The sequence below is a fragment of the Thermococcus sp. PK genome (assembly GCF_000430485.1).
GTDB classification, from domain to species: domain Archaea; phylum Methanobacteriota_B; class Thermococci; order Thermococcales; family Thermococcaceae; genus Thermococcus_A; species Thermococcus_A bergensis.
Genome location: NZ_KE387150.1, coordinates 523,215 through 528,224, shown reverse-complemented (window position 1 = coordinate 528,224; position 5,010 = coordinate 523,215). Strand labels below are relative to the sequence as shown.

Annotated in this window: 5 protein-coding genes and 1 CRISPR repeat array; of the genes, 4 read left to right on the top strand and 1 reads right to left on the bottom strand. The window is 44.8% G+C overall.

Annotated features, from left to right (window positions below; genetic code table 11):
* Nucleotides 1-274: helix-turn-helix domain-containing protein (locus THEPK_RS11145; protein WP_042701967.1), on the bottom strand; the 274-nt coding region annotated here is incomplete at its 3' end.
* 83 nt (nt 275-357) lie between these two features.
* Between THEPK_RS11145 and THEPK_RS11140 the strand changes: the two genes are divergently transcribed.
* The 4 genes from THEPK_RS11140 (at nt 358) to THEPK_RS11125 (ending at nt 4,335) form a co-directional block, all read left to right on the top strand.
* On the top strand, nt 358-1,116 hold the full coding sequence (locus THEPK_RS11140) for a sulfide-dependent adenosine diphosphate thiazole synthase (RefSeq protein WP_042701964.1): 759 nt from the start codon (nt 358-360) through the stop codon (nt 1,114-1,116).
* 527 nt (nt 1,117-1,643) lie between these two features.
* Nucleotides 1,644-2,651: a pyridoxal 5'-phosphate synthase lyase subunit PdxS gene (pdxS, locus tag THEPK_RS11135; RefSeq protein ID WP_042701961.1), complete on the top strand. Its 1,008-nt coding sequence runs from the start codon at nt 1,644-1,646 to the stop codon at nt 2,649-2,651.
* A gap of 21 nt (nt 2,652-2,672) precedes the next feature.
* Complete coding sequence (pdxT, locus tag THEPK_RS11130; protein ID WP_042701958.1) at nt 2,673-3,266, top strand: pyridoxal 5'-phosphate synthase glutaminase subunit PdxT; 594 nt, start codon at nt 2,673-2,675, stop codon at nt 3,264-3,266.
* Between the two features lie 67 nt (nt 3,267-3,333).
* Nucleotides 3,334-4,335 (top strand): formate--phosphoribosylaminoimidazolecarboxamide ligase, encoded by a 1,002-nt coding sequence (locus THEPK_RS11125; protein WP_042701955.1) that lies wholly within the window; start codon nt 3,334-3,336, stop codon nt 4,333-4,335.
* A gap of 22 nt (nt 4,336-4,357) precedes the next feature.
* A CRISPR array of direct repeats spans nt 4,358-4,857; the repeat unit is 30 nt; unit sequence CTTTCAATTCTTCTAAAGTCTTATTGGAAC.
* Nucleotides 4,858-5,010 lie beyond the last annotated feature (153 nt).

The window sequence follows — 5,010 nt, the reverse complement described above, 5'->3', positions numbered from 1 at the left end:
TCCCGTTGATTTTTATTACTGTTTCGTCAACTGCGATGAAGTTTCGCTGTTTTTTGACTGCGAGGATTTTTGGCTTGTAAACTGCTTCTGCTATTTTTTGAATGGCTTCCCAGACGGTTGTGTGGCTGATTCCGAGGATTCTGGCGGTTTGCCTGTAGCTTAAGCCGTTTAGGTACAGGGTTATTGCCCTGATTTTCTTTTCTGGTGGGATTTTGTTTCGGCGAAAAGGTTTTAAGGCTGAAATTAATCGGTTGATAATGGTTTCGGCTTGCATGTTCCCCCCTTTCTTTTTCTGTGGTAGTGTCTGGGATTTAAACCTGACGCCCCACTGCTTATCCTGACAGTATCGAGGGGAAAATGCTCAAAGACGTTGAGATAACCAGGGCCATAGTGGAAAGTTACATGAAGGAGCTCTTAGACAGCCTAACCCTTGATGTTGCCATAGTGGGGGCTGGACCTTCAGGAATGGTAGCTGGGTATTATCTCGCCAAAGGAGGAGCAAAGGTGGCGATTTTTGAAAAGAAACTCTCAATTGGCGGTGGCATCTGGGGCGGAGGGATGGGATTCAATAAGATAGTAGTGCAGGAAGAGGCAAGAGAAATCCTAGATGAGCTTGGAATAAATTACAAACCATTCAGAGAAGGCCTTTATGTCGCAGACGCAGTAGAAGTGGCCACAACTTTGGCAAGCAAGACCGTTAAAGCGGGTGTTAAGATATTCAACATGGTAGAAGTGGAAGACCTTGTGGTAAAGGAAGGATGGGTCTGCGGAGTGGTTATCAACTGGACGCCAGTGAAAATGACGAGTCTCCATGTTGATCCATTAACAATAGAGGCAAAGTACGTTATCGACTCCACTGGGCATGGAGCACAGGTAACACAACACCTCCTAAAAAGAGGACTGATAGAGAAAATACCAGGCGAAGGTGCAATGTGGGCCGAAATGGGAGAGAAGCTGACTGTAGAAAACACCAGAGAGATATACCCCGGGCTATACGTCACCGGAATGGCAGCCAACGCAGTAAGTGGAGCTCCGAGAATGGGGCCAATATTCGGGGGAATGTTCCTAAGTGGAAGAAAAGCTGCCAGAGAGATCCTCAAAAAGCTTAAGGAGTAAGTTCTCATTACTTTTTTCTTTTGAAAGCCTCGTCCTTTAGGGCGGGGATGCAGTAATTGGAAAACCAGCCCTTGGAAAGACGAAACCCTTAAATGTCTTGGCTTTTTAATAAGGCCTCGGAGAGGCCACTCAAAAAACCCGATGAGACAAGGTTTTACGTTACCACTCCGCCTTGGAGTGGTTAGGACGCTTAACAGCGTCCTTCAAAAACTGCCCTATCAAGCAGTCAAAGACTGAAGTTTGACATCCAAACCATAACCCCAATCCGCTTTGCGGTAGGGGTAACTGGGGCAAGACCGTCCCCTCGGGCTGAACCGAAAGGTGGTAACGCCGAGTAGGTTATGAGTTGCCCGTAAACCTTCCCGCACTTGACGAGGGGTTAAAGCTAAATCTCGCCGTTCACGGCGGGGAGGAGGTCAGTTTCACTTCTCTTATTTATCCCCTGCATTATTCCCACTTTTAATCGCAAAGCTTATATCAAGTTTTAGCTTGAATATAATTGAAAAACTCAACTTTAGGTGAGGAAGATGGGGAAATTCGAAATTATTGAGCAAAAGGGAACTGAAAGGCTGAAGAGGGGATTTGCAAAGATGGTAAAAGGCGGCGTTATAATGGATGTTACAAATGCAGAGCAGGCTAGAATAGCCGAAGAAGCTGGAGCTGTTGCAGTTATGGCTCTTCACAAAGTTCCAGCCGATATTAGAAAAGCTGGTGGAGTCGCAAGGATGGCACCGGTTGAGAAGATCCAGGAAATCATGGATGCCGTTACAATCCCAGTTATGGCAAAGATAAGAATAGGACACTATGCCGAAGCTCTCGCCCTTGAAGCTTTAGGTGTTGATATGATTGACGAGAGTGAAGTTTTGACTCCAGCAGATCCCTACTTCCACGTTGACAAGAGAAAGTTCAAAGTACCTTTCGTATGCGGTGCAAGAAACCTTGGAGAAGCCGTAAGAAGAATCTGGGAAGGAGCAGCTATGATAAGAACAAAGGGAGAAGCGGGAACAGGGAACATCATTGAAGCGGTAAGGCACGTTAGACTTGTAAATGAAAACATAAGACTGCTCCAAAGGATGACAGACGAAGGAATTTACGCAGTTGCAAAGAAGTTCGCAGAGCCGTATCTAAGGCTTGCCTTGGAGATAAAGGAGATAAGTGGTCTTGAACCGAGAGTCTTAGAAAACGAACCCGTCTACGAAGAATATACCTACCATGAGATAGTTGAGGGAATCTACAAGATTCTCCTTGAGGTCAAAAAGCTCGGAAGACTTCCGGTGGTTAACTTTGCCGCTGGAGGCGTTGCTACACCAGCAGATGCCGCTTTGATGATGCAGATGGGAATGGATGGAGTATTCGTTGGAAGCGGCATATTCAAGAGCTCAAATCCAGAAAAGATGGCGAGAGCAATAGTTGAAGCCGTCAATCACTGGGATGAGCCAGACGTTATTGCGGAAATTAGCAAGGAGATAGGTGATCCAATGAAGGGTCTTGAGATTTCCCAGCTCGACGTTCGCTTAGAAGAAAGAGGAGTCTGACGCTCCCTTGGAGGAGAGAGGATGCTCAAAGTGGGAGTAGTGGGAGTCCAAGGGGCTGTAAGTGAACACATAGAGGCAACAAAAAGGGCTATAGGGCAAATGGGGATTAGTGGAAAAGTTTTCTGGCTCAAAAAGCCGGAGCAGTTGAAAGGGATAGATGCTATAATTATCCCCGGTGGAGAGAGCACAACCATCTCAAGGATTATGCTTAAAAACGGACTCTTCGAAGGGATCAAAAAACTCGGAGAGGGAGGAACTCCAATAATGGGCACCTGTGCTGGCTTGATAATCCTATCCAAAGAGGTTATCGGGGCAACCCCTGAGCAGAGGTTCTTAGAGCTCCTTGATGTCAAGGTCAATAGAAACGCCTACGGCAGACAGGTTGACAGCTTTGAAGCACCACTAAAGCTGACTTTCAGCGAGGAACCCTTTGTGGGAGTTTTCATCCGCGCTCCAAGGATTGTAGAGCTTTTAAGCGATAGGGTGAAGCCCATAGCATGGCTTGGGGACAGGATAGTTGGTGTTGAGCAAGAGAACATCATCGGGCTTGAATTCCATCCGGAGCTAACCGAAGATACAAGGCTCCACAAATACTTCCTTAGAAAAGCCTTCTGATTTTTAACATTTTTATGCCAAAATAAACCTTAAAAATCCCAAATTTTTACATTTTCTTGGTGATGAAATGGAGTTTAGGATTGGAACATACGCCTCTCACTCTGCACTTCAAATACTTCACGGAGCAAAGCAAGAGGGGTTCAAAACAATAGCTTTTGGAAAGGCGAGGGTAAAACCACTGTATACAAAATACTTTCCCGTTGCCGATGAATTTATCGCCAAGGATTATCCCGAGAAGGAACTTATCGAGAGGAACGCAATAGTCATTCCAACCGGTTCTTTTGTTGCTTATCTCGGCATCGAGAGAGTTGAGAGCATGAGAGCGCTATACTATGGAAACAAGGGAGTTCTTCGGTGGGAAAGCAACAGGGAGCTTGAGAGAAAATGGCTTCTGGAGGCGAAAATAAGGGTGCCAGAAGTAATTGAAGACCCTGATGATATAGACAGACCGGTTATAGTAAAGCCCCACGGAGCGAAAGGTGGCAGAGGGTATTTTTTAGCCCAAACACCAGAAGAGTTCTGGAAAAAAGCTTCAAAGCTTGGGATTAAGGACAAAGAAGACCTAAAGCATGTCCAGATACAGGAATACGTCATAGGTGTTCCCGTTTACCCACACTTCTTCTACTCGAAGCTCAACAAAGAGCTTGAGCTTATGAGCGTGGACAAGAGATACGAAAGCAATGCAGATGCGATAGGAAGGATAAGCGCAGAGCAGCAGCTTGAAATTGGGATGGAGACGAGCTATACCGTCGTAGGAAACATACCAATAGTGCTTAGGGAAAGCCTGCTCATGGATATAATCGAGGCTGGAGAGAGAGTGGTAAAAGCGGCGGAAAAGCTTATGGGAGGACTTTGGGGGCCTTTCTGCCTTGAGGGGGTTATCACAGAGGACATGGAATTCGTGGTGTTTGAAATCTCAGCGAGAATCGTTGCCGGGACGAATCCCTTCATAAACGGCTCCCCTTACACATGGCTCAGATACAACGAGTCAATGAGCACTGGAAGGAGAATTGCCAGAGAGATAAGGCAGGCAATTGAAGAAGATAGACTTGACGAGATCTTAACTTAGCTTTGCTACTCCAACTAAGGCTCTTTCAATTCTTTTAAAGTCTTATTGGAACTTCCCGCTAACGGGCAGACAACCATTTACATGTATTACTTTCAATTCTTCTAAAGTCTTATTGGAACCGGCGTTATTCCGCTAAAGCTAATATAAGCGTTTTTAGCTTTCAATTCTTCTAAAGTCTTATTGGAACAACAAACATCACTTTCTTTACTGAAATAATCTGAAGCTTTCAATTCTTCTAAAGTCTTATTGGAACCCATGACTTTATGACTTCTAAAAGCCGCTGTGTTGGCTTTCAATTCTTCTAAAGTCTTATTGGAACGGAGATGAAGCGTTTCTATGAGCCAAAAATCCATATACTTTCAATTCTTCTAAAGTCTTATTGGAACTCGTTAAATAGTCCGTATTCAGTAACCGCACTTTGTCCTTTCAATTCTTCTAAAGTCTTATTGGAACTATACCAGCCTCAGGAAGTGAAACAATAAAGATGTATTACTTTCAATTCTTCTAAAGTCTTATTGGAACAGGGGCGAATTTTCCTTTAAATCCCCTACAAAGTAATTAGAAAGCTTGAAATTTATAAGCCTTTCCACAAAGGGGGGCGTGTTGATATTGTCAGGATAACTGGGGCATCACCTCCTGAAGCCATTCAATAACATCACCCGGAGGCCTATCAAA

What these genes read in the sequence shown, in the direction of transcription:
- pdxT (WP_042701958.1), top strand. Translation starts at nt 2,673, where the DNA reads ATGCTCAAAGTGGGAGTAGTGGGAGTCCAAGGGGCTGTAAGTGAACAC.
- pdxS (WP_042701961.1), top strand. Translation starts at nt 1,644, where the DNA reads ATGGGGAAATTCGAAATTATTGAGCAAAAGGGAACTGAAAGGCTGAAG.
- THEPK_RS11140 (WP_042701964.1), top strand. Translation starts at nt 358, where the DNA reads ATGCTCAAAGACGTTGAGATAACCAGGGCCATAGTGGAAAGTTACATG.
- THEPK_RS11125 (WP_042701955.1), top strand. Translation starts at nt 3,334, where the DNA reads ATGGAGTTTAGGATTGGAACATACGCCTCTCACTCTGCACTTCAAATA.